The sequence below is a fragment of the Photobacterium sp. OFAV2-7 genome (assembly GCF_022347985.1).
Classification (GTDB): Bacteria; Pseudomonadota; Gammaproteobacteria; order Enterobacterales; family Vibrionaceae; genus Photobacterium.
Window position 1 is genome coordinate 1 of the sequence record NZ_JAKRFQ010000682.1, and the last position, 2,913, is coordinate 2,913.

The 2,913-nt window shown below is 53.2% G+C and carries 2 protein-coding genes and 1 pseudogene; 1 reads left to right on the plus strand and 2 read right to left on the minus strand.

The features are described 5' to 3' along the window. Positions 1–108 precede the first annotated feature (108 nt). Positions 109–1,575 (plus strand): efflux transporter outer membrane subunit, encoded by a 1,467-nt coding sequence (locus tag MHN01_RS22990; RefSeq protein ID WP_239413674.1) that lies wholly within the window; start codon positions 109–111, stop codon positions 1,573–1,575. 120 nt (positions 1,576–1,695) lie between these two features. On the opposite strand, the gene MHN01_RS22995 is transcribed toward MHN01_RS22990, so the two are convergent. Both MHN01_RS22995 and MHN01_RS23000 read right to left on the minus strand, forming a co-directional pair. Further along, positions 1,696–2,568 carry a phytanoyl-CoA dioxygenase family protein gene (locus tag MHN01_RS22995; RefSeq protein WP_239413675.1) on the minus strand — a complete coding sequence of 291 codons (873 nt, stop codon included), beginning with the start codon at positions 2,566–2,568 and terminating at the stop codon, positions 1,696–1,698. Next, positions 2,552–2,913 (minus strand): annotated as a pseudogene (locus MHN01_RS23000) (hypothetical protein); the annotation flags it as partial. The gene MHN01_RS22995 and the pseudogene MHN01_RS23000, both read right to left, overlap by 17 nt.

Genomic DNA, 2,913 nt, shown 5'->3' on the forward strand with positions numbered 1-2,913 from the left:
TCATCGGCGGCCTGGCGGCAGCAACGGTGCTGTCACTGTTTGTCATGCCGGCGCTGTATCGCCTGTTCTACCGTTCCGAGTCAGCTGTTCATACCAAGGAGCTCAGCGATGAAACTGCGTAAACTATCACCGATCGTTGTTGCCCTTATACTATCAGGCTGTGCCACCGGGCCGGATTACCAACCGCCGGAACAGACACTCGACACTGAGTACCTGTACCAGCAAACAGCAGGCATCAGCCAGCAGGCGGCATTGGCAAGTACCAGCCCTTGGTGGTATCAGTTCAACGACACAATGCTGAACCAACTGGTCGCCGATGCCCAGCAACAGAACATTCCGCTGAAAATCGCAGCCGAACGCATCAAGGCCGCGCAGGCTTACCAACAAATGGTGGAGTCATTCAAAGTGCCGACAGTCAGCCTGGGGGCCGGATATTCATCATTTGGCTTGAGTGAGAACGATCCCCTGCTTGGGCCGGTCGTATCAAGCAACAACCCGCTCGGCACTGCGCTGGTCGACTCCAATCAGGAAGCCTTCCACGCTGGTGCCACCATCGCTTGGGAAATGGATCTGTTCGGTCGCATCGACAAACAGGCCCAGGCAGCCGCGATCCGTAAAGAGCAGGCTGATATATTCCGCGAGGGATTGACGACGATGATCACCTCAGACGTCATCCATAACTACCTGCAGATGCGCGGTGCTCAGGCACGAAAGGCAATTGCTGCAGACATGGTACGTGATCAGGAAGAAACACTTGCGCTGATAGAGAAGATGCTCAGGAGCGGTTACGGCTCCGAGCTGGATCTTGCCCGGGCCAAAGCGATGCTGGCAGCAACAAAGTCCGTGATCCCCCAGCTGCAAACCGCCGAGAGTGTCCACCAGCAAAGGCTGGCTATCTTATTGGGCGAAACACCTGCAGGAATGAAGGCCCGTCTCAGCCAAAGCCAGCTGCTCTCAGCCTCTCAGCCAGTTCCTGAGCTGAGCGGGATCATTCCTACCGGCCTGCCTTCCGATCTGCTTCAGCGCAGACCTGATATTCGGATAGCCGAACGGGAAATGGCTGCAGTTAATGCCGAGCTCGGTGCAGCCATCGCCAACCAGTATCCGAAGTTCTACCTCACCGGCGCACCGGGCCTGCTTGCCAAGGATTTTGACGATCTGTTCAGCAGTGATTCGGCAACCTGGATAGCCAATATCGGCGTAAGCTGGAACCTGTTTGACGGTGGTCGCAACGAGGCCCTTATCGACATTCAGGAAGCGCGCTTTAAAAGCAGCGCCCTGTCTTACCAACACGCCGTAAACGGGGCTATAGGCGAGGTGGAAACTCTGCTAAACGGCTATGGGAACAGCCAGCAGTATCAGACCTTGGTACTGGAATCTAAAACCGAAACGGATAAAGCCGTCAAGAAAGCCAAGTCGCTGTATGCTGCGGGGTTGGTTGACTACCTGACGGTACTGGATGCCCAACGCCAGCAGCATATTATGGCTGATCGGGTCATTGCAGCGAAACTGCAGACAGCCAATCTGGCTACCGGTCTTAACAAGGCGTTGGGAGGCGACTGGGAACTGCAGTAACTTCCAGCCACATCGCATTACTCCATACGGCCTTCAGCCACTAACAACAGAAAGACTCCCACACTCTCTGTTGGCTGAATGGCCGTATTTTTACTCTTTTGCATCTCTACCTTAGCTCTTCTACTTGGCCCCTCTGGCCAGCCTGGCCTGAACACGATGAAACCAAAACTGCCCTTCATTCAGGCACCGGATCAGCATGTTCACCGGCTTTCTGGCCCAACCAAAGTGCTGAACAGATACGCCATCCTGGCTGTATGACGGCCTGCCCGCTCCTAAAAATGCCAACTGCTCGGCGGAACACGCGGCCAGGTAGCTAGACTCAATTAGCACCTGGCTGTAGCGCCCCCATTGGGTAAAATTTTGGGACAGTACAATCTCGGGGGAAAAGAAATGATAAAACACAGCAATTCTTGGTCGAAGGTTCGGATAGCTTTGCTGATGCAGGCAGTCAGGGTCAAACAAAAAACACGTTCCCGCCTTGCCCATAATCCGCTGTAAACCAGCACCTCTTCCCCTCTCATCTTCAAGGTCAAGGTGAGATTTGGGCACAAAGGCAAACGCTCCACTGTCGACATCCTCCAGATAGCAACCTAGTTTGAGTGACTTAGGTTGTGAACTGTGCCGGTAGTACTTTCTGCAATACCACTCATCACGATGGAGAGGGTGGAAGTTATCTGCAAACGGCAGGCTACGCCAGCCTTTAGCTTCCTGAATACAGGCGTTGTCCCCCAGGTACGCGGTCACCAACTGATAGATAATCGGTGTGAGCACCAGATCCACGTACGCTTTATCAATGGTTAGCAACTGATCCACCGTTTGACGGCGTCTATCTGTCTGATGGTAGCCATTCCAGGAATTAAACGCCGGTTGCTGCAAACGCTGATGGAATGCATGCTGCATATTGCTTAGCTGGGTTGCATTGAGCAAGTCAGGCAATACAACCGCACCTTGTTCAAGCAGATGATCATGATATTTCTTATGCTCGTGCTTCATCTAAAATCCTGTATAGCCGACTGGCTAGTGCCCGGGCATCAAAAGCCTGATAGAACTCGTCACTGGAGCGATATACCTGTTGTGGGTGTTGCTGCCATTGCTGATACATTGTATGTAGCTGCTGCTGATAGGTTGCCGGATCCCCAATACTAACTTCATAGAGCTTTCCGGCATATCGTCGTAAAAAGCTCAGTGTTTCTCCCTCAGGCAGTTCGGCCAGTATTGGCCTGCCACTGGCAACATAATCAATCGCCTTAGCGGCCAGATGAGTATCTTTCTTGCCGCGATCCGGCGGGCCGTTTTGAATGAACACAGCATCACACTGGCTAAGGGCTTCCCGTATCT